Source organism: Neisseria sp. P0009.S007 (genome assembly GCF_051962515.1).
Map to the genome: position 1 here is coordinate 1 of NZ_JBQCVF010000842.1, position 537 is coordinate 537.

At 36.3% G+C, this 537-nt stretch carries 1 protein-coding gene; it reads left to right on the forward strand.

Annotated features, from left to right (window positions below):
• The coding region (locus tag ACTHS3_RS16705) for a hypothetical protein (RefSeq protein ID WP_440368603.1) at window positions 1-537 on the forward strand (537 nt) is incomplete at both ends.

The window sequence follows — 537 nt, forward strand, 5'->3', positions numbered from 1 at the left end:
AGACATGACTCCGACGATGCCTTAGGAGATCTTGACTCCGACTCTATACCTGATGTTTTTAAAAATGCTTTAAAATCAATAAAAAAATATTGGGAAACAGATAGGACAAAAGAAGAGAGAATGAGTTTGGCAGAGTTCTTACAAGAAAATGTCAAAATTATTAGAACCGAAGTACCCGAAGACACCGACCTCAATCATTACTTTGAAATTATGAATACGCGGGGAGAGCAACTAGAAAAACATGAGATTATCAAGGCTGCTTTAATGGAGGTTTTAGACACAGATAGTGAACGCTCTATTTTCGCCAAAATTTGGGATGCGTGTTCTGACATGAGCCGATATGTTGTAATGGGAATTGATTCGCCACTTAGAGAAAATATTTTTGGCAAGAATTGCGAAAATACTATTCCAAAAAAATTCAATGGCATTATTGAGAATATTGCTGATGCAGAAAAAATTCAACATTCAGATAACGGCTCCGCAAATGAAGAACAATCAATTCTTCAATTAATAACCGCCGATAATGGGGATATCCAC